The 18,947-nt window shown below is 72.9% G+C and carries 21 protein-coding genes and 1 tRNA gene; 12 read left to right on the forward strand and 10 right to left on the reverse strand.

Annotation, left to right across the window (positions count from 1 at the left end):
- Nucleotides 1–40: 40 nt before the first annotated feature.
- The 4 genes from GLX25_RS11135 (at nt 41) to GLX25_RS11150 (ending at nt 3,570) form a co-directional block, all read left to right on the forward strand.
- Nucleotides 41–571, forward strand: coding sequence for a hypothetical protein (locus tag GLX25_RS11135; RefSeq protein WP_155842530.1), 531 nt, complete (start codon nt 41–43; stop codon nt 569–571).
- Nucleotides 568–1,197, forward strand: coding sequence for a DUF1684 domain-containing protein (locus tag GLX25_RS11140; RefSeq protein WP_155842531.1), 630 nt, complete (start codon nt 568–570; stop codon nt 1,195–1,197). Before GLX25_RS11135 ends, GLX25_RS11140 begins: the two co-directional genes overlap by 4 nt.
- Nucleotides 1,198–1,407: 210 nt before the next feature.
- On the forward strand, nt 1,408–2,970 hold the full coding sequence (locus GLX25_RS11145; RefSeq protein WP_155842532.1) for a DEAD/DEAH box helicase: 1,563 nt from the start codon (nt 1,408–1,410) through the stop codon (nt 2,968–2,970).
- 96 nt (nt 2,971–3,066) lie between these two features.
- A complete protein-coding gene (locus tag GLX25_RS11150) occupies nt 3,067–3,570 on the forward strand; it encodes a GNAT family N-acetyltransferase (RefSeq protein WP_155842533.1) in 504 nt (167 codons plus the stop codon).
- Nucleotides 3,571–3,603: 33 nt separating this feature from the next.
- Here the strand turns inward: GLX25_RS11150 and GLX25_RS11155 are convergent, their stop codons facing one another.
- The gene (locus GLX25_RS11155) at nt 3,604–4,185 is read right to left on the reverse strand and encodes an NUDIX hydrolase family protein (RefSeq protein WP_155842534.1); all 582 of its coding nucleotides are present in this window, start codon (nt 4,183–4,185) and stop codon (nt 3,604–3,606) included.
- A gap of 93 nt (nt 4,186–4,278) precedes the next feature.
- Between GLX25_RS11155 and GLX25_RS11160 the strand changes: the two genes are divergently transcribed.
- Complete coding sequence (locus GLX25_RS11160; protein ID WP_155842535.1) at nt 4,279–4,911, forward strand: alpha/beta hydrolase; 633 nt, start codon at nt 4,279–4,281, stop codon at nt 4,909–4,911.
- A 31-nt stretch (nt 4,912–4,942) separates the two neighbouring features.
- Here GLX25_RS11160 and GLX25_RS11165 read toward each other — a convergent pair whose 3' ends face one another.
- Entirely contained in the window at nt 4,943–5,344 is a 402-nt protein-coding gene (locus GLX25_RS11165) for a DUF5997 family protein (RefSeq protein ID WP_155842651.1), read from the reverse strand.
- 140 nt (nt 5,345–5,484) lie between these two features.
- On the opposite strand from GLX25_RS11165, the gene GLX25_RS11170 reads away from it, so the two are divergent.
- From GLX25_RS11170 to GLX25_RS11180, 3 genes are all read left to right on the forward strand, one after another.
- On the forward strand, nt 5,485–6,198 hold the full coding sequence (locus tag GLX25_RS11170) for a LysR family transcriptional regulator substrate-binding protein (protein WP_155842536.1): 714 nt from the start codon (nt 5,485–5,487) through the stop codon (nt 6,196–6,198).
- Nucleotides 6,195–6,947, forward strand: coding sequence for a glutamine amidotransferase (locus tag GLX25_RS11175; RefSeq protein ID WP_155842537.1), 753 nt, complete (start codon nt 6,195–6,197; stop codon nt 6,945–6,947). Before GLX25_RS11170 ends, GLX25_RS11175 begins: the two co-directional genes overlap by 4 nt.
- A gap of 115 nt (nt 6,948–7,062) precedes the next feature.
- Entirely contained in the window at nt 7,063–7,884 is an 822-nt protein-coding gene (locus GLX25_RS11180) for a universal stress protein (RefSeq protein WP_155842538.1), read from the forward strand.
- Between the two features lie 128 nt (nt 7,885–8,012).
- On the opposite strand, the gene GLX25_RS11185 is transcribed toward GLX25_RS11180, so the two are convergent.
- Nucleotides 8,013–8,279: a GlsB/YeaQ/YmgE family stress response membrane protein gene (locus GLX25_RS11185; protein ID WP_155842539.1), complete on the reverse strand. Its 267-nt coding sequence runs from the start codon at nt 8,277–8,279 to the stop codon at nt 8,013–8,015.
- A gap of 120 nt (nt 8,280–8,399) precedes the next feature.
- Here GLX25_RS11185 and GLX25_RS11190 point away from each other — a divergent pair, with 120 nt between their 5' ends.
- Nucleotides 8,400–9,482 (forward strand): DNA polymerase IV, encoded by a 1,083-nt coding sequence (locus GLX25_RS11190; RefSeq protein ID WP_155842540.1) that lies wholly within the window; start codon nt 8,400–8,402, stop codon nt 9,480–9,482.
- A gap of 59 nt (nt 9,483–9,541) precedes the next feature.
- On the opposite strand, the gene GLX25_RS11195 is transcribed toward GLX25_RS11190, so the two are convergent.
- Nucleotides 9,542–9,631: transfer RNA gene (locus GLX25_RS11195), tRNA-Ser, on the reverse strand.
- A 116-nt stretch (nt 9,632–9,747) separates the two neighbouring features.
- Between GLX25_RS11195 and GLX25_RS11200 the strand changes: the two genes are divergently transcribed.
- Both GLX25_RS11200 and radA read left to right on the forward strand, forming a co-directional pair.
- Nucleotides 9,748–10,620, forward strand: coding sequence for an SGNH/GDSL hydrolase family protein (locus GLX25_RS11200; protein ID WP_155842541.1), 873 nt, complete (start codon nt 9,748–9,750; stop codon nt 10,618–10,620).
- Between the two features lie 9 nt (nt 10,621–10,629).
- Nucleotides 10,630–11,997 carry a DNA repair protein RadA gene (gene radA, locus GLX25_RS11205; protein ID WP_155842542.1) on the forward strand — a complete coding sequence of 456 codons (1,368 nt, stop codon included), beginning with the start codon at nt 10,630–10,632 and terminating at the stop codon, nt 11,995–11,997.
- Here radA and GLX25_RS11210 read toward each other — a convergent pair.
- The 5 genes from GLX25_RS11210 to GLX25_RS11230 form a co-directional block, all read right to left on the reverse strand.
- On the reverse strand, nt 11,994–12,401 hold the full coding sequence (locus tag GLX25_RS11210) for a dehydrogenase (RefSeq protein ID WP_155842543.1): 408 nt from the start codon (nt 12,399–12,401) through the stop codon (nt 11,994–11,996). The two genes, radA and GLX25_RS11210, sit on opposite strands and share 4 nt — an antisense overlap.
- 192 nt (nt 12,402–12,593) lie before the next feature.
- Entirely contained in the window at nt 12,594–13,262 is a 669-nt protein-coding gene (locus GLX25_RS11215) for a hypothetical protein (RefSeq protein ID WP_155842544.1), read from the reverse strand.
- Nucleotides 13,263–13,336: 74 nt separating this feature from the next.
- Nucleotides 13,337–13,846 carry an amino-acid N-acetyltransferase gene (locus GLX25_RS11220; protein ID WP_155842545.1) on the reverse strand — a complete coding sequence of 170 codons (510 nt, stop codon included), beginning with the start codon at nt 13,844–13,846 and terminating at the stop codon, nt 13,337–13,339.
- A gap of 19 nt (nt 13,847–13,865) precedes the next feature.
- Nucleotides 13,866–15,023 (reverse strand): M20 family metallopeptidase, encoded by a 1,158-nt coding sequence (locus GLX25_RS11225; protein ID WP_205719873.1) that lies wholly within the window; start codon nt 15,021–15,023, stop codon nt 13,866–13,868.
- Nucleotides 15,024–15,118: 95 nt separating this feature from the next.
- Entirely contained in the window at nt 15,119–17,641 is a 2,523-nt protein-coding gene (locus GLX25_RS11230; protein WP_155842546.1) for an ATP-dependent Clp protease ATP-binding subunit, read from the reverse strand.
- Between the two features lie 201 nt (nt 17,642–17,842).
- Between GLX25_RS11230 and GLX25_RS11235 the strand changes: the two genes are divergently transcribed.
- Entirely contained in the window at nt 17,843–18,367 is a 525-nt protein-coding gene (locus GLX25_RS11235; protein ID WP_155842547.1) for a glycine cleavage system transcriptional repressor, read from the forward strand.
- Nucleotides 18,368–18,403: 36 nt separating this feature from the next.
- Here the strand turns inward: GLX25_RS11235 and GLX25_RS11240 are convergent, their stop codons facing one another.
- Complete coding sequence (locus GLX25_RS11240; protein ID WP_155842548.1) at nt 18,404–18,916, reverse strand: hypothetical protein; 513 nt, start codon at nt 18,914–18,916, stop codon at nt 18,404–18,406.
- Nucleotides 18,917–18,947 lie beyond the last annotated feature (31 nt).

The raw sequence follows: 18,947 nt of genomic DNA on the forward strand, positions 1-18,947 counted from the left end.
GATGCTTTGACGTGCCATCCGTCGCCCCTAGGGTCGTGCCATGCGGGTGCTGCTGAAGCTGACCCTCGACTGCGATGCGGATGCCGCGTGGCGTGCGATCCGCAGCCCGGCCGTGCTGCGGGAGGTCGTCGCGCCGTGGCTCGACTTCGAGTCGCTCGAGGCCGAGGGCTTCCCGGCGACGTGGCCCGAGGGGCCGCACCGGATGCGCGCGCTCGCGTTCGGCATCGCCCCGAGCGGGGAGGAGTACGTCGACGTGTCCTATCCCGGCGGGCTTCCGCCGGGCGTGCGGATGCTCCGCGACGGGGGCGGCGCGGTGACGGGGCCGCTGTCGGCGTTCCGGTCCTGGGACCACCGCATGGCGATCTCGCCGCTGCCCGACGGGCGGACGCTCTACCGCGACCAGCTGCGCGCGAGCGCCGGTGCGCTCGACGCCCTCTACTGGTATCCGACGTGGGCGTTCTGGCAGTACCGCGGGCAGCGGCTGCGGCAGCTCGCGCCCACCTGGGCCTACGACCCGCCGGGCACGGCGGACGCCGAGCGCGCCGAGGCGGCCCGGAGCTCCCGCTCATGACGGCGTCCATCGGGGCGCTGCAGCTCGCCGACTGGCGGCGGCACGTGTTCGCCCTCTACGCGGGCGTCCGGCACCTCAGCGTGCACGATCCGGCCCAGGGCCACGAGCTGTGGCGGTCGGGCCGCGACGAGCTGTTCGCGGGGCATCCGCAGTCCCCGCTCCTGCCCGACGACCGCGCGCTCTTCACCGGGCTCGACGTGGCGCCGTACGACCCGGACTGGCGGTTCGAGCTCGAGGTGCGCCGGCCCGACGAGCCGCAGCGGATGGTCGTGGACAGCTCCTCCGACGGGAGGATCCCGTTCTCGCTGGTCGGCACCGTGCGCGTGCCGTACCTCGGCACGCTCGACGTGTGGCGCCTCACCGCCTACGGCGGCGGCCTGTTCCTGCCGGTCAAGGACGGCCTCGCGGGGGCCCCGGGCGGCACCTACGGCGGCGGGCGGTACCTGCTCGACACCGTCAAGGGCGCCGACCTCGGCTCGGGCGGCAACGACGACAGCCTCGTGGTCGACTTCAACTTCGCCTACAACCCGTCGTGCGCCTACGACCCGTCGTGGTCGTGCCCGCTCGCTCCTCCCGGCAACACGCTGCGCGAGCCCGTCCCCGTGGGCGAGCGGATGCCCCGTTGAGGTCGACCCTGCTATGGTGGTCGGCGGCGTGCGCGACGAACGCGCCGCCTGCGTCGTAGACACGCTTCCGGGCCGAGTGCCCGTCGACTGACTTCATACGGCGAACGGATTCGCCGACCGGCGTCTTCGCCATCACCCACCGCCGGGCCCATCCGCCGCTGCCGCATCGTGCACCGGCGCGCCCGGCCGTGCCATCCGGAACGGACCCCCTTGACCGAGATCACCTTCGGCGCGCTCGGCGTGCCCGCACCCCTCGTCGCGGCCCTCGCCGCCGACGGCAAGACCACCCCCTTCCCCATCCAGGCCGACACCCTGCCCGACACGCTCGCGGGCCGCGACGTGCTCGGCCGCGGCAAGACCGGCTCGGGCAAGACCATCGCGTTCGCGCTGCCCATGGTCGCCCGCCTCGGCACCTCGCTGGCCGGCGGCCGCCGTCGCGCGGGCCGCCCGCTCGGCCTCGTGCTCGCGCCGACCCGCGAGCTCGCGACCCAGATCACCCAGACCTTCGCTCCCCTCGCGGCGGCCTACGACCTGAAGGTCACCACGATCTTCGGCGGCATCAACCAGAAGCGCCAGGTCGAGGCGCTCCGCGCGGGCGTCGACATCGTCGTCGCCACCCCCGGTCGCCTCGAGGACCTCATGAAGCAGGGCTTCGCGCACCTCGACGCCGTCGAGATCACGGTGCTCGACGAGGCCGACCACATGGCCGACCTGGGCTTCCTGCCGGTCGTCACCCGCATCCTCGACAAGACCCCCACCGGCGGGCAGCGCCTGCTCTTCTCGGCGACGCTCGACAACGGCGTGGACAAGCTCGTCAAGCGGTACCTGCAGAACGAGGTGCTGCACTCGGTCGACGAGGCGCACTCCCCCGTCGCCGCGATGACGCACCACGTCTTCCAGGTCGCCGACACCGACGCCAAGCACGAGCTCGTGAAGGCGCTCGCGTCCGGCACCGGCCGCCGCATCCTGTTCATGCGCACCAAGCACCACGCGAAGAAGCTCGCCAAGAAGCTGACCGAGCAGGGCATCCCCGCGGTCGACCTGCACGGCAACCTCTCGCAGCCGCAGCGCGACCGCAACCTCGCCGCGTTCGGCGACGGCTCCGTCAAGGTCATGGTGGCGACGGATGTCGCGGCCCGCGGCGTGCACGTCGACGACATCGAGCTCGTCATCCACGTCGACCCGCCCATGGAGCACAAGGCGTACCTGCATCGTTCGGGCCGCACGGCACGTGCCGGCAGCGAGGGCGACGTCGTGACGATCGCGCTCCCCGGCCAGATGGACGACCTCGGCAAGCTCCTCCGCAAGGCGGAGATCCGGGTCGCACCCGAGAAGGTCGTGCCGACCACGCCGAAGGTCGTGCAGCTCGTCGGCGAGGTCGCGCCGTACGTCAAGCCCGCACCGCGCGAGGCGAAGCCGCAGCAGGGCGGCGGCCGCTCGCAGGGTGCGAACGCTCAGCGCAAGCGCGCCGCCCGCGAGGAGCTCGCGGCCGGCGGCGCGCAGCCGGCCGGCCAGGGCCGACGCAGCCGCGGTCGCGGTCGCGGCGGGCAGGCGGATGTCGCGCCCGCGACGCCGCGTCGCGACCGTTCGGGCCGCCCCGCCGAGGCGAAGGCGCACGCACCCAAGCAGGGCGGCGGCCAGTCGCGCGGCGCGCAGACCACGGGCGCGCAGCGCGCGTCGTCCGCCCGCGGCTCGCAGAAGCAGCCGCTGCGCGTCGGCAGCCTCGTCTCGCCGAACCGCAACACGCGCACCAACCGCCGCGCGCAGGGCTGAGGCCCGCCGACGGCTCCGGCGGCCCCGCACCCGAGGAGGGTGGCGGGGCCGTCGTCGATTTCGCCCGCGACAGCACCCCGGGTTAGCCTGTGCCGCATGAGCACCGAGGTCGCTGCCGATGTCGTCATCCGTCCCATCCGCGATTCCGACGCCGAGGCGCTCGGCCGGGTCCACGCGCAGTGCTGGCACGAGGACTACGACCAGCTGGTGAGCGCCGCGACGCTCGAGAACCTCTCGCCGCGGCGCATGGCCGAGCTCTGGACGCACTGGATGAGCCAGGGCGAGGAGTTCACGCACGTCGCCGCCCTGGTCGACGGCGAGATCGTCGGCTTCGCCGGAGCGGGCCCCGCGCGCGACGAGGACGCCCCGCGCGAGCGCGAGCTCTTCTTCATCCACCTGCTCGACGCGCACCACGGCAAGGGCATCGGGCAGAAGCTGTTCGACGCGGCCGTCGGCGACGCCGCCGTCTACCTCTGGGTGCCGTCGGCGAACGAGCGCGCGGTGCACTTCTACGACCGCAACGGCTTCACGGCCGACGGCGTCTCGCACGATGAGCCGTTCCTCGGCGAGAGCATCCACGAGGTGCGGATGGTGCGCTGACGCGCACCGCTCGGCATCCGCTCGGGCCGGAGCTCAGACCAGCGCGCCCACCGCGGCGAGCGCGCGACGCAGCAGCACGCCGCGCCCGCCCTCCATCTCGGAGCCGAAGGCGTCGCTCGCGGCCTCGGCGGGCGACACCCACGTGACCTCGAGCGCGTCCTGGCGAGGCTCGCACGTGCCGGTGACCGGCACGACGAAGGCGAGGGAGACGGCGTGCTGCCGCTCATCGGTGAACGGCGTGATGCCGGGCAGCGGGAAGTACTCGGCGACCGTCGCGGGCACCGGGCTCGACGGCAGCAGGGGGAAGGCCATCGGGCCGAGGTCCTTCTCGAGGTGGCGGAAGAGCGCGTCGCGGATCGTCTCGCCGTACATCACGCGGCCGGACACGAGCGTGCGGGTCATCTCGCCGACCGCGTTCGCGCGCAGCAGCACGCCCACCTCGGTGACCTGGCCGACGCCGTCGACGCGCACGGGCACGGCCTCGACGTAGAGCAGCGGCAGCCGGCCGCGGATCTCGGCGAGCTCGAGGTCGGAGAGCCAGCCCGGGTTCGCGGGAGGCTGGACGACCGGTTCGTCGTCGGGGTTCCAGTCCGGGTCCGGAGTGCGTACGGCCATGGCTCGATTCTGCCCCACGTGCCGCCGGAGCGCCCCGACCGACCGCTCCGGGCGACGAGGGGCGGGGTCGTCGCGGCGGGGTACGATGCCCGGATGCGGATCGACGACGAGGCGGTGATGTGGTCGGCCTCGCCGGCCGACCGGGCCGGGCGGCCCCTCCTGGTGCTGCTGCACGGCTACAACTCGCACGAGGGCGACCTGTTCGGGCTGAGCCCGTACCTTCCCCTCGAACCGGCGATCGCCTCGCTCCGCGCGCCGATCTCGACGGGGTACGGTCACGCCTGGTTCCCGCTCCTCGCGCAGGGCGAGGAGTTCGCGATGACCGGCGCCGAGGAGGCGACGACGGCGGTGATCGAGTGGCTCGACCGGGTCGCGCCGGGCGAGGCATCCGTCGGGCTGCTCGGCTTCTCGCAGGGCGGCGCGATCGCGCTCGAGCTGCTGCGCCGGGCGCCCGAGCGCTTCGCGTTCGCGGTGAGCCTCGCCGGGTTCGCGCTGCCCGGCAGGCGAGCGGGCGACGAGCGGATGGCGGAGCTCGCGCCGCCCGTCTTCTGGGGGCGCGGCACGGCCGACGAGGTGATTCCCGCGATGTCGGTGGTCCGGACGCAGGAGTGGCTGCCGACGCACTCGTCGCTCGACCAGCGCGTGTACGAGGGACTCGGCCACTCGGTGTCCGACCGCGAGATCGGGGACGTCCGGGCCTTCCTCGCCGCGCGCTACGCGACCTGACGCCTCGCGGCCCGAGGGCCGCGGCCTCGGCTCAGACGCCGGCGCCGCCTCCGCCGCCGCCGCGACCGTCGTCGGCGCGCGCGGCGCGCTCGGCGTCGCGCTCGGCGATGCGCCGCTTCTCGGCGCGCACGCCGGCCTGCCGCGCGCGCTCCTCGACGAGCCACGCGGGCGGCGCCTCGAGCAGGGCCTTGATCTCGGCGGTCGTCAGCGGGTCGGTGATGCCGGCCCGGGCGAGCCCCGAGTTCGAGACGCCGAGCTTCGCGGCCACGACGCTCCGCGGGTGCGGGCCCTCTCGGCGGAGGGTCGCGAGCCACTCGGGCGGGTCGGCCTGCAGCGCGGTGAGCTCGTCGCGCGTGACCGGCGACGCGCGGAACTCGTCGGGCGTCGCGTCGAGCAGGACGCCGAGTTTCTTGGCCGCCGTCTCCGGCTTCATCGACTGGGACTGGCGGGACTTGTCGGCGTTCACCCCTCCACGCTAGTCGCGTGCGCGTCCCGCCGCGCAACGGGACGTCGCGTCGCGCGGCCCGGCGCTAGCCTGAGAGGGCCGCGCGCGCGGCGGGAACGAGGTCGGACGTGTCGCTGCGGCTGAGGTACGTCGCCGGGGTGAGCCCCGCGAAGTGGCTCAGGGCGTGGGCCGACCGGCGGCCCGATCTGCCGCTCGAGGCGACCCGGGTCGACGAGGGTGCACAGCTCGCCGAGGTGCGCACCGGCGAGGCCGACCTCGCGTTCGTGCGTCTGCCCGTCGACGACGAGGGCCTGCACGTCATCCCGCTCTGGGAGGAGGTCGCGGTCGCCGTCCTCCCGAAGGATCACGCGCTCGCCGAAGCCGAGGAGCTCGCGCTGGCCGACCTCGCCGACGAGGCGCGCGCACCCGGGCAGGACGACCCGGCGATGACCGTCGAGCTCGTCGCCGCGGGCACGGGCTGGGCGATGATGCCGCACGGCGTCGCACGCCTGCATCATCGCCGCGACGTCGTCGCGATCCCGGTGACGGATGCCCCGACCACGCGCATCGCGCTCGTCTGGCGCGTCGAGCGCGACGACGAGGAGATCCAGGAGTTCGTCGGCGTCGTCCGCGGACGCACGGCGCGCAGCTCGCGGGGCGGCGGGCCGGCGGATGCCACGGGCGACGACGAGCGGAGCGATCGGCGCCGCCCCGCTGCCGGCCGCGGCGAGCGCAGCTCCTCCGGGACGGCCTCGCGCACGGGTCGCGGTGCCGGCGGCACCGGCAGGGGCTCCCGCCGGGCGGGAGCGCACGGCCGACGGAAGGGCGGCAAGCGGCGATGACCGCCCAGCGCGACTTCCTGTTCCTCTCGGCGCGTCCCGAGGTCGAGGCCGTCGGCCCGGAGTACGAGTCGGTGCGCCGCGCCTCCGGGCTGGATGCCGGCCGGCTCGACCACGTCCGCCTCGACGTCGAGTCGATCGGCGACCTCGACCCGCGCCGCTACGCGGGCGTCGTGGTGGGCGGCAGCCCGTACAACGTGACGACGCCCGAGCACGGCAAGCACGCCACGCAGCTGCGGGTCGAGGCCGACCTCGCCCGCCTCGCCGAGCGCGCCCTGACCGCCGACCATCCGATGCTGTTCACGTGCTACGGCATCGGGATCCTGACCCGGGTCCTCGGCGGCGAGGTCGGGACGCTCCACGGCGAGGCGGCCGCCCCGGTCGAGATCACGCTGACCGACGCCGGGCGGACCGACGCGCTCCTCGGCGGCCTGCCCGTGCGCTTCGACGCGCTGGTCGGGCACAAGGAGGCCACGAGCCGGCTCCCCGACGGCGTCGTCCACCTCGCCCGCTCCGCGGGTTGCCCGGTGCAGGTCTACCGTGCCGGGTCGAACGTCTACGCCACGCAGTTCCATCCCGAGGTCTCGGCGGCCGACTTCATCGCGCGCGCCCGCGTGTACCGTCACCACGGGTACTTCCCGGCGCACGAGCTCGAGGCACTGCGCGATCGGGTGAACTCGGCGTCGGTCACGGAGCCGCAGCGGATGCTGCGCCGCTTCGTGGAGCTCGCCGACGCCCGCGACGCGGGCTGACCGCCGCCGAGCCGGCCGGGCGCCGGCGCGCCGGCCGCGCACCGGCGGACCTTCGGCCCTGCGCGGATCGGCCGATTCGGGCAGGCTCGTCGCGTACCGGAATCGGAGGCGCGACATGCACGAGAAGACGGTGGTGGGATGGGACGGCGGCGGGACCTCGGAGACGGCGCTCGCCTGGGGCGTGGCGCGCGCCGAGCGGCAGCCGGCCGGAGCGCGGTCGCTCCGCATCGTGCGCACGGTGGACCCGCACTCGATCGCGGGCGATGACCGCGAGATCGCGGAACTCGTCCGAGTGGCCGAGTCGGAGGGCGAGGCGGCCGCCGCACGTGTCCGCACGGAGCATCCCTCGCTCGAGGTCGAGTTCGAGGTCGTGCGCGACGAGCCCGGCGACGCGCTGTGCGAGCGCACCGGCGATGACAGCCTGGTCGTCGTCGGAGCGGAGAACGGGCGGACGGACGAGTTCTGGCACAGCTCCCGCCTGGGCGTCCGGCTGTGCGGCATGGCGGTCGGTCCGGTCGCGGTGATCCCGTCCGGCGACGTCCGAACTCGCTCGGGCGTGCTCGTCGCGGTCGATCACGGACCGGCGGCCGAGCACCTCTGCCGATTCGCCGCGGCGTTCGCCGCGTCCGTCGGCCAGCGCCTCGACGCCGTCCACGTCGGATCGCGATCGCACACGATCGACACCGACGTCCAGGAGCTCGAGGATGCGCTCGCGCCGGCCCGGCACGATCGGCCCGACCTCGAGATCGTCACGCACGTGGTGGCGGGGCCCACGGCGCCGACGCTGCTGCAGCGAGCGCAGGACCACGACACGGTGATCGTGGGCTCGCGGAGGCTCGGCGCCGTCCGGCGCCTGTTCCTCGGCTCGGTGAGCCACGCGATGGTGACGAACGCGCGCTGCCCGACGATCGTCGTGCCGCCGCCGCTCGGTTCGTAGCGGGACCGGAGCGGCGCCCGGGCGGCACCCGGACACGTGCGACGGCCGCGATCCCCGATGCCGGGGATCGCGGCCGCCGTGTCGGTTCACCGTGATCGAGTCGTGCCCCTGGGGTCAGGCCTCGATGATCAGGCGGCCTTCCTGCGGCCGACGATGAGTCCGTAGATCAGCAGGACGATGATCGAGCCGCCGATGGCGAGCAGCCAGGTGGTCAGGTTCCAGAACTCGCCGAGCTGGACCCCGAAGAGCACGCTCCCGAGCCACCCGCCGAGCAGGGCGCCGATGACGCCCAGCAGGAGGGTGATGAACCAGCCGCCGCCCTGCTTCCCGGGCAGGATCAGCTTGGCGATGGCCCCGGCGATCAGGCCGAGGAGCAGGAATGCGAGGAAACTCATCGATTCTCCTTCCGTTGGTGCCAACTGTCCTCCTGAATGCTTCCTGAGTGCAAGAGGTTGTGCAGGTGTGTTCACGTGCTGTACTTGCGAGCCGCGCCCCGCGGCGCGAGTCTGGCCTGCATGGGGCCGCGGACGCACGCGTGGGTGCTGCACGTCGACCTCGACCAGTTCATCGCCGCGGTCGAGGTGCTGCGGCATCCGGAGCTCGCCGGCAGGCCCGTCATCGTCGGCGGGCGCGGCGACCCCACCGAGCGCGCGGTCGTCTCGACGGCCTCGTACGAGGCGCGCGAGTTCGGCGTCGGCTCGGGGATGCCGCTGCGCCTCGCCGCCCGGAAGGTGCCCGACGCCGTGATCCTCCCGGTGGACGCGCCCGCGTACACCGCGGCATCCGCCCGGGTCATGGAGACGCTCCGCGCGTACCCGGGCGCGATCGTGCAGGTCCTCGGCTGGGACGAGGCGTTCGTCGGCGTCGACGCGGCCTTCCCGGAGGCGACCGCGCGCGACCTCCAGCGCGCCGTGCTCGAGCGCACGGGCCTGCACTGCAGCGTCGGCATCGGCGACACGCTGCTCCGCGCGAAGGTCGCGACGGGCTTCGGCAAGCCCCGCGGCGTGTTCCGCCTCACCGCCGCGAACTGGATGAGCGTGATGGGCGACCGCCCGGCCACCGCGCTCTGGGGGGTCGGCTCGCGCGTCGGGCGGCGGCTCGCCGCGCACGGCATCGAGACCGTGGCGCAGCTCGCCGACGCCGACCTCGACGTGCTCGTCGGCGAGTTCGGTCCGCGGATGGGGCCGTGGTACCGGCAGCTCGGTCGCGGCGAGGGCACGCGCGTGGTCGACGACACCCCGTGGGTCGCCCGCGGGCACAGCCGCGAGACGACCTACCAGCAGGACCTCACCGAGCCCGAGGAGGTCGAGCGGGCCCTGCGCGAGCTCGTCGACCAGGTGCTCGCCGACGTCGCCGCCGAGGGCCGGCCCGTCATCGGGCTCACGCTGAAGGTGCGCTACGTGCCGTTCACGACGAAGACGTTCAGCCGACGCATCCGCCCGCCGACCAGCGATCGGGAGGTGGTGCTCGCGCACGTGCTGGAGCTCTCGGCGAAGCGCGACGCGAGCCGTGCGGTGCGCCTGCTCGGCGTCCGAGCGGAGATGCCGATGCCGGAGGACGCCCGCGACGGCCACACGCCGACGCGCGGCGGGTGGTGACGCGGCGCCGACCCCGGAACGACGAACGCCCCGCATCGTTCGGATGCGGGGCGTTCGGTTGGCGGTACCGGTGGGATTTGAACCCACGGTGCGCTTTCACGCACACAACTTTTCGAGAGTTGCACCTTCGGCCGCTCGGACACGGTACCGAGATCGATGATAGCGGGCTTGCCGCGAGGTGCCAAAACGAGCGGATGCCGCGGCCACGGGCCGTCCGGACCGCCTCGTTCAGCGCCCGTTCAGTCACCGGCCATAGCGTCGCGCCATGGTCGACGAACCCCCGCCCGCGGCATCCGTCATCTCGGCGCTCGTGCCGATCGCGCTCGTCGCGGGGGTCGTGCTCGCGCTCCGCGCGGCCTGGCGACGGTTCCGGGCGCGGGTCACCGCGAACAGCCTGATCCTCAACGAGACGCTGCCCGTGCACTCGAAGTGGTGGCGCGACCACGCGAAGGTCCGCGGCGAGATCCTCTACGTCGCGCTCGGCGACAGCGCGGCGCAGGGCATCGGCGCCAGCCGCCCCGACCACAGCTACGTGGGCCTGCTCGCGCGGCTCATCCGCGACACGACGCGCCGGACGGTGCGCGTCGTGAACCTCAGCGTCTCGGGTGCGACGACGACCCTCGCCGTGCAGGACCAGCTGCCGAAGCTCGCGAAGTACCGCCCCGACGTGATGACCGTCTCGATCGGCGCGAACGACATCGCGAAGTGGGACGCGGAGGCCTTCGAGCAGAACCTCCGGACCATCTTCGCCGCCGTGCCGTCGCACGCGCTCGTCGCGGACCTGCCGTTCTTCTACTTCCCGCACAACGAGCGGAAGGTCGCGGTGGCGAACCTGATCCTCCGCCGGGTGGCCGCCGAGTCCGGGCTGGAGGTCGTGCGGCTGCACCGGGAGACCCGCGTCCGCGGGTGGCGGCGCATCTTCACGCACTTCGCGAACGACTGGTTCCACCCGAACGACCACGGGTACCAGGTCTGGGCCGACGCGTTCCGGCCCGCGGTGCTCGCGTCGCTCGAGGCGCGGTTCCCCGTCGATGAGGGGCTCGCTCCGACTCCTGCGGTCGACCCCGCGACGGATGGCTCGGGGCCGGCGACGACCGCCGCGGCGCGGGACACGGCGGATGTCGGGAGCCGGACCTAGTCTCGGGGCATGGCGAAATCCACGACCGCGTTCCGTTGCACCGAGTGCGGCTGGAGCACCGTCAAATGGGTCGGCCGATGCGCCGAATGCCAGCAGTGGGGCACCGTCGTCGAGGCCGGCGTCGAGACCGGCATCGTCCGCAGCCTCCAGCCCGTGGCGCCGAGCGCCGGGCGCGCCGCGCGGCCGATCTCGGCCATCGTCGAGAGCGACGACGCGTCGCATCGCCCGAGCGGCGTGGGCGAGTTCGACCGGGTGCTCGGCGGGGGCATCGTCGCGGGCGCCGCGATCCTGCTCTCGGGCGAGCCGGGCGTCGGCAAGTCGACGCTGCTGCTCGAGGTCGCGGCACGGGTGGCCGCCGCGGGCCGCCGCGTGCTGTACGTGAGCGCGGAGGAGTCGACCGCGCAGGTCCGCCTGCGCGCCGGCCGCACGGGCGCGGTGCACGACGAGCTCTACCTCGCGTCCGAGACCGACCTCGCCACGATCCTCGGCCAGGTCGACCAGGTCTCCCCCGAACTGCTCATCGTCGACTCGGTCCAGACCGTGTCGAGCGCCCTCTCCGACGGGCTGCCGGGCCAGCCGAGCCAGGTGCGCGAGGTCGCGTCGACGCTGATCCGCGTCGCGAAGGAGCGGCAGCTTCCCGTCCTCCTCGTCGGCCACGTCACGAAGGACGGCACGATCGCGGGGCCGCGCCTCCTCGAGCACCTCGTCGACGTCGTGTGCCAGTTCGAGGGCGACCGGCAGACCGCCCTGCGGTTCGTGCGCGCCCTGAAGAACCGGTTCGGCCCGACCGACGAGGTCGGGTGCTTCGAGATGACGGGCGACGGCATCGCCGAGGTGCCCGATCCGTCCGGGCTCTTCCTCAGCCGCTCGCGCAACGCCGTGAGCGGCACGTGCGTGACCGTCGCGCTCGAGGGTCGCCGCGCCCTACCGGTCGAGGTGCAGGCCCTCGTCGTGGGCACCAAGGCGCCGCAGCCGAGGCGGGTGGTGAACGGCGTCGACCCGTCGCGCGTCGCCATGATCATCGCCGTGCTCGAGCGCCGGGCCGGCCTCCGACAGCTCGGCGAGCACGACGTGTACGTGTCGACGGTCGGCGGCGTGCGCCTGGTCGAACCCGCGGCCGACCTCGCGATCGCGGTCGCGATCGCCAGCGCCATGCGCGACCGTGCCGTGCCGCACGACCTCGCCGCGGTCGGCGAGATCAGCCTCGCGGGCGAGGTGCGGCCGGTCGCCTCGGCCAGGCAACGCGCGGCCGAGGCGGCGCGGCTCGGCTACCGCGCGCTCCTCGACGACGACCTCGGCAGCGTGCGCGCGGCCGTCGAGCGGGCGATGATGGCCGCATCCGGAGCGCGCGAGCGCGAGCTCGACGCGGCGTTCTAGACCGAGAGCGCCTTCAGCAGCTCGGCGGGCGACGCCTGCATCGGGTGCGGTCCGGCGATGTCGAGGAACACCGTGGTGATCGTCGACTCGTAGCGGGTGAGGAAGGTCTTCAGCCAGGCCGGGCTCTGCAGGCCGACCGCCGGCGGCAGGTTCGCCGGCTTGTGCTTCGCGTCGCTGAAGAGCAGCAGCGCGACCTCGCCCGTGTTCGGGTCGCGGTACGTCCACACCTCGCCGCCGTCGAGCGGCTTATCGCGGGGCCCCGGCTTGACGAGCGGCACGACGGTGTTGCCGTTGCGGAGCGCCAGTGCGACCGCCGCGATGTCCTGTCGCTCCAGCGCCTCGGCGAGCGCCTGCGAGCGGAACTCGACGGGCTGCGTGGGCTTCGAACGCTTGGAACCGGCCATCCCCCCAGCCTACGAGACGCTCGGGCGGCCCTCCCACGGTCGGGGGCCCGCGGCGCGAGGTAACACCGCGGACCCCGTGGACCGGAGGATGGTTGGTCCGCCTCCGATCCTGCTGAGCATTCCTCGCGCGATCAACAGCCGGCAGTCACACACGGACACATCGCGTCCGGTGGCGCCCGATCTCCTGCCGCCTCAGTAGAGCAGGAACTGCTTCGACGTCGTCGACTCGAACCCGTTCACGCTGACGTTCAGGTGGTACGACGCGCCGCCGGCCGGAACGTTCGTCCGCGCGCCCCCGCAGGTGTCGGCGCTCGAACGCGTGCGGTCCCAGGTGATCGGCTCGCTCGACGAGACCGGCGTTCCGGGCTCGATCGTGACGTCGGCGTTCACCGGGTCGACCTGGCAGTGGGTCGAGGTCCAGTAGGTGTCGGCCCCGCTCGTGACGGTGAACACCTGCGCGGCCGTGCCGACGTCCATCACGCACGAGTTCGACCCGGTGTTGGTGATCGTGACCGAGAGCTTCGGCTGCTCGCCGGCGGCGTAGACGGCCGCGTCGGTGACGGCCTCCACCGTGATCTGCTCCGCCCGGCAGGGGTCCCCGTCGGCGGCGGGCTCGGCCGCGGGCTCGCTCGGCGGCGGCTCGGCGGCATCCGTCTCCGTCGCGTCGTCGGTCGCCGGAGCCGACGGGGTCGCGCTCGCGGGCGTGGTCGCGCCGACGTCGTCGCCCTGGCTGGCGCCCGGACGCACGAACACGAGCACGATCGCGACGATCACCGCGACGAGGCCCAGGAGCACCATGAGCCGACGGCGTCGGTACACGGAGGCGGGCAGGCGCCCGGGCGCGGGACGGTCGGTTGACATGGGCTCAGGCTACGGCCGCGCGGGGAACCGGGGCGCGCGGGCGCGCGGCGCGCCCCGACGCGGGTGAGGAACGCTCAGAGGACTTTCAGCATCCGGGTGTTGCCGAGCGTGTTCTGCTTGACGCGCGCGAGGTCGAGGAACTCCGCGACACCCTCGTCGTGCGAGCGCACGAGCTCGGCGTACAGCTCGGGATCGACGATCTCCGCACCCATGTCCTCGAACCCGTGCCGACCGAAGAACGAGACCTCGAAGGTGAGGCAGAAGAGGCGACTGAGCCCGAGCTCCCGGGCGTCGGACTCGAGCGCGGCGAGCAGGGCGTGCCCGACGCCGTGGCCGAGCCACTCGTCCCCGACCGCGAGCGTGCGGATCTCGCCGAGGTCCTCCCACATGACGTGCAGCGCGCCGCAGCCGACGACCGTGCCGTCGGCGGTCTCCGCGACGCGGAACTCCTGCACGGCGCCGTACAGGTCGACGCGCTCCTTGCCGAGCAGGATGCGTCGGGCGACGAGCGGCTCGACGAGGTCCACGATCTTCGGCACGTCGGGCGTGCGCGCCCGGCGCACGGTGATGGGCGGCTGCGTCATCCGCTCATCGTATGGTGATTCATGCGTCGGTCGCGGACGCGTCGATCCCGAGCAGGTCGCGGATGAGCCCCATGAGCAGCGCAGTGCGCGCCGGGATGTCGTCGACCATCACGTGCTCGTGATCGGCGTGCGCGCCGCCGCCGACGGCGCCGAGGCCGTCGAGCGTGGGCACGCCGACGCCGGCGGTGAAGTTGCCGTCGGACGCGCCGCCGACGACGATCGCCTCCGGCAGCGACATCCCGAGTTCGTCGGCGACGGCGCGCGCACGACGCCACACCCCCTCGGTGGCCGTGATCTCCAAGGGCGGGCGGTTGATGCCGCCGTGCACCGCCACGCGCGCCCCGGTCGACGAGGTCAACGAGCGGAACCGATCGTCGACGCGGTGCTGCTCCTCCGCCGTCAGGGCCCGGACGTCGACCTCGACCGACGCGTGCGCGGGCACGGTGTTCACGGTCGTGCCGCCGTGGATGAGCGTCGGCGTGACCGAGGTGCCGACCGAGGCATCCGCGAACTGCGCGACGACGCCGACCTGGTGCGCGATCTCGAGGGTCGCATTGAGGCCCTTCTCGGGTTCGAGGCCCGCATGGGCCGCCCGGCCGGTGATCTCGACGCGGTAGTTCGAGGTGCCCTTGCGACCGATCTTCAGCGCCCCGCCGTCGCCGCTCGCCTCGAGCACCAGCGCCGCGACGCACCCGTCCGCCTCCTGCTCGATCATCGCGCGCGACGTCGGGGAACCGAGCTCCTCGTCGCCGGTGACCAGCAGCGTGAGGGCGGCGTCGGGGTGATGGCCGAGGTGGGCCGCGGCGTGGACCGCCATGACCAGTCCGGTCAGCATGTCGAAGCAGCCGGGCCCGCGGATCACGCCGTCCTGCAGCGAGAACGGATGCGTCTCGAGCGTGCCGATCGGCCAGACGGTGTCGTGGTGGGCGAGGAGCAGCACCCGGGGCGCGTCGGGCTCGGGCGAGCCGAGATGCCAGCGGAGGTGGGTGCACCCGTCGAGCACGATTCGCTCCGGTGCGAAGCCGATGCGTCGGCCGCCGATCTCGGCCACGACGTCGGCCGATCGCGCGACCGCGGCGAGGTCGGAGGACGGCGACTCGACCAGCACCAGGCGCTCGAGGTCGAGCAGCATCTCGGGCAGGCTCGCCTCCGCCCACTCATGCAGCGGATGCCTCATCGCGGTTCGCCTCGCAGTCCGAGTCCGGGGAACGACCCTTCGACGATAACGACGAAGGGCGGATGCCGCAGCATCCGCCCTTCGTATCGTGCCGGTTACTGGCCGGCGGCCAGGTCGGGCGTCGTCGGCCCGGTGCCGATGGCCGCACCCGTGTTCACGCCGACGCCGACGGGCAGCGCCCGCTGGGTCGTGGTGAAGACGAACTCGCCGTCCTTGAAGTCGACGTGCACGTGGTCGCCCGAGTTGAGCTCGCCGTGCAGGATCTTCTCCGACAGGCGGTCCTCGACCTCGTGCTGCACCGCGCGGCGCAGCGGGCGGGCGCCGAGCGCCGGGTCGAACCCGACCTCGATGAGCCGCTCCTTGGCCGGGAGCGTGAGCTCGACGGTCATGTCGCGGTCGAGCATGCGCTCGCCCAGGCGCTTGATGAACAGGTCGACGATCTGCAGCAGCTCCTCCTTGCTGAGCTGCGGGAACACGATGATCTCGTCGACGCGGTTCAGGAACTCGGGCTTGAAGTGCTTCTTCAGCTCCTCGTTCACCTTCGCGCGCATGAGGTCGTAGCCCGTGCGGGTGTCGCCCTCGATCTGGAAGCCCACGGGGCCGCCCGAGATGTCCTTCGTGCCGAGGTTCGTCGTCATGATGATGACGGTGTTCTTGAAGTCGACCACACGACCCTGGCCGTCGGTCAGACGGCCCTCCTCCAGGATCTGCAGGAGCGAGTTGAAGATGTCGGGGTGTGCCTTCTCGATCTCGTCGAAGAGCACGACCGAGAACGGCTTGCGGCGCACCTTCTCGGTGAGCTGGCCGCCCTCCTCGAAGCCGACGAAGCCGGGAGGGGCGCCGAACAGTCGCGAGACCGTGTGCTTCTCGCCGTACTCCGACATGTCGAGCGAGATCATCGCCGACTCGTCGTCGAAGAGGAACTCGGCGAGCGCCTTGGCGAGCTCGGTCTTGCCGACGCCCGTGGGGCCGGCGAAGATGAACGACCCCGAGGGGCGCTTCGGGTCCTTGAGGCCCGCACGCGTGCGGCGGATCGTCTTCGAGAGGGCGGCGATCGCCTCCTCCTGGCCGATGACGCGCTCGTGCAGCGCCTTCTCCATGAAGACGAGGCGCGACGACTCCTCCTCCGTGAGCTTGAAGACGGGGATGCCGGTGGCCTGCGCGAGCACCTCGGCGATCAGGCCCTCGTCGACGACCGCGGTCGTCTTGACCTCGCCCGACTTCCACTGCTTCTCGAGGCGGAGCCGCTCGCCGAGCAGGTTCTTCTCCTCGTCGCGCAGCGACGCGGCCTTCTCGAAGTCCTGCTCCTCGATCGCGGTCTCCTTCGCGGAGCGCACGACCGCGATCTTCTCGTCGAACTCGCGCAGCTCGGGCGGCGACGACAGGATCGACAGGCGCAGGCGCGCGCCGGCCTCGTCGATCAGGTCGATGGCCTTGTCGGGCAGGAACCGGTCGCTGATGTAGCGGTCGGCGAGGTTCGCCGCCGCGACGATCGCGCCGTCGGTGATCGAGACCTTGTGGTGCGCCTCGTAGCGGTCACGCAGCCCCTTGAGGATGTTGATCGCGTGCGGGAGCGAGGGCTCGGCGACCTGGATCGGCTGGAAGCGACGCTCGAGCGCGGCATCCTTCTCGAAGTGCTTGCGGTACTCGTCGAGCGTGGTCGCGCCGATCGTCTGGAGCTCGCCGCGCGCGAGCAGCGGCTTCAGGATCGACGCGGCGTCGATCGCGCCCTCGGCGGCGCCCGCACCCACGAGGGTGTGGATCTCGTCGATGAAGACGATGATGTCGCCGCGCGTGCGGATCTCCTTCGTGACCTTCTTGAGGCGCTCCTCGAAGTCGCCGCGGTAGCGGGAACCCGCGATGAGCGAGCCGAGATCGAGCGAGTAGAGCTGCTTGTCCTTCAGCGTCTCGGGGACCTCGCCCTTGACGATGGCCTGCGCGAGTCCCTCGACGACGGCGGTCTTGCCGACGCCGGGCTCGCCGATGAGCACGGGGTTGTTCTTGGAGCGGCGCGAGAGGATCTGCATGACCCGCTCGATCTCCTTCTCGCGGCCGATCACCGGGTCGAGCTTCGACTCGCGCGCGGCCTGCGTGAGGTTGCGGCCGAACTGGTCGAGGATCTGCGAGCCGCCCTGCGGCTGCTGCTGCTCGTTCGCGCCGACCTGCACCTGCTCCTTGCCCTGGTAGCCGGAGAGGAGCTGGATGACCTGCTGGCGCACGCGGTTGAGGTCGGCGCCGAGCTTGACGAGCACCTGGGCGGCGACGCCCTCGCCCTCGCGGATGAGGCCGAGGAGGATGTGCTCGGTGCCGATGTAGTTGTGGCCGAGCTGGAGCGCCTCGCGGAGGCTCAGCTCGAGCACCTTCTTGGCGCGCGGGGTGAACGGGATGTGCCCGGTCGGCTGCTGCTGGCCCTGCCCGATGATGTCCTGCACCTGCTCGCGGACGGCATCGAGGGAGATCCCCAGCGACTCGAGCGCCTTCGCGGCCACGCCCTCACCCTCGTGGATGAGGCCGAGCAGGATGTGCTCGGTGCCGATGTAGTTGTGATTCAGCATCTTGGCCTCTTCCTGGGCCAGGACGACGACACGACGGGCTCGGTCCGTGAATCTCTCGAACATCTCAACTCCTCGCCGACGCCGGGTAGGGGCGTCGTTACGTTCAACGGTAACGACCGCGGCTCCGCGGTGGGCCGCTGTTCGCCACGGGCGCACGCTCACGAGGTGGTTCGTCGCGACGGGGCGAGCGGATGCCTCCGGCCCGCCGCGACGACGGATGCCGCGGGCTCGACCGCACCCGCCGGCGCGTGGTTGGATGCACGCATGTCGAGACTCGTGCTGACCGTCATCGGAGACGACCGCGCCGGACTCGTCGGTGCGCTCGCCGACGTCATCGGCGATCACGGCGGCAACTGGGAGCAGAGCCAGATGGCCGAGCTCGCCGGTCAGTTCGCCGGCATCGTCGTGGTCGAGGTGCCCGCCGAGCAGGAGGCGGCGCTCCGCGCCGCGCTCGACGGCCTCGACGGGCTCATGGAGGTCTCGGCCCACCCGGGCCTTCCGCCCAAGGCCGAGGTCGAGGCATCCGCCTGGACGCCGCTGCGCATCGACCTCATCGGCAACGACCACCCGGGCATCGTGCGCGACATCTCGGCGGTCCTCGCACGTCACGGGCTCAGCATCGAGACCATCACGACGGGCCAGCGCGACGCGCCGATGGCCGGCGGCCGGCTGTTCGAGGCGCACCTCGTGGTGCGGGTGCCGCCGGGCGGCGACCCCGCCGACGTGCGCGACGACCTCGAGCGGGTCGCGAGCGAGCTGTTCGTCGACCTCACGCTCGGGCACGGCTGACGCCGGCGCGCGGCGACGCCGTGGGCGCCGTGACCGCTACTTGATCGGCACCGTGACGACCTGGTCGCCGATCGTCACCTCGAGCGGCTCGGTGGTCGTCGTGAACACCGGGGTCCAGAAGACCGTGGTGTGCGGGACGTAGTCCGCTGTGCAGGGCCCGGTCTCGGGCTCGGGCAGCTTCACCTCGACCGCGTTGCCCTCGCCCGCCTCGGCGAGCACCGTGATCTCGGTCGGCACCACGGGGCAGGTCGACGAGCCCCAGATGGTGACGGCCAGCTTGCCGCCGTCGTCGAGGTACTGCACGAACGGCTCGTCGCCCGTCGGCTCGGGGACCTCGATCGTGTCCTCCTCGTCGGTCTCCTCCTCGGTGCCCCCGCCGAGGTTCGTCTCCTCGCCGCCGGCCTCGTCCGTCGCCTCCTCCTCGGCGACGGGCAGGCCGGGGAAGTCCTCGACGGCGCCGGAACCCGGGTTGCAGCCGGTGAGCACCAGGGCCGAGGCGATCGCGAGCCCGGCGAGCAGGAGACGGCGAGGTCCGGTGAGCGAAGTCATGGCGCCATGCTGCCACGCGGTCGCCCTCCAC

Source organism: Agromyces luteolus, from assembly GCF_009729855.1.
Classification (GTDB): Bacteria; Actinomycetota; Actinomycetes; order Actinomycetales; family Microbacteriaceae; genus Agromyces; species Agromyces luteolus.